The organism is Geobacillus sp. B4113_201601 (genome assembly GCF_001587475.1).
Taxonomy (GTDB): domain Bacteria; phylum Bacillota; class Bacilli; order Bacillales; family Anoxybacillaceae; genus Geobacillus; species Geobacillus icigianus.
Window position 1 is genome coordinate 1 of record NZ_LQYX01000119.1, and the last position, 222, is coordinate 222.

Genomic DNA, 222 nt, shown 5'->3' on the forward strand with positions numbered 1-222 from the left:
CTGGAGGGCCTGCGAGGAGGCTATGCCGCCACAGCAGGACCGAAGCGTCGCGAGCCGATGGCGGCCGGAGCTAGACCGGACGATACGCGGCTTCTTCCGACGGTTATCTAGTTTTGAAGGAATGCGTTCCTTCTTGACAGGAATTAATTTTCTGGTATAATGATTGATGAAAAACGGAATCGCTTGCCTAGTGGTGATAGCGGAGGGGAAACACCCGTTCCC